General features: G+C 48.5%; 1 protein-coding gene. It reads left to right on the top strand.

What is annotated here, in order from left to right:
• Position 1 precedes the first annotated feature (1 nt).
• Positions 2 to 237 (top strand): Mur ligase domain-containing protein (locus LKX83_RS32905; RefSeq protein WP_227887491.1); only part of this gene is annotated, 236 nt, incomplete at its 3' end.

Here is a 237-nt window from a genome sequence, read left to right as displayed (position 1 = left end):
CATTGCCCGTGTCATGCTGGATATGGGCTACCATGTCACGGGGTCCGATATGGCTCGCAAAGAACTGACGGATAAGCTGCAGAAAAAAGGCGCACAAGTATTCATCGGCCATCAGGCAGATCACATTAAAGGTGCTGATCTGGTCGTATACTCAACCGACATTCCAAAAGAGAATGTAGAACTAGTCGCTGCACAAGAACAGACCATTCCACTCATTCACCGTTCGAAGATGCTTGC

Source organism: Cohnella baijiui (assembly GCF_020731285.1).
Taxonomy (GTDB): domain Bacteria; phylum Bacillota; class Bacilli; order Paenibacillales; family Paenibacillaceae; genus Cohnella.
This window is presented reverse-complemented; position numbering and strand designations above follow the sequence as displayed.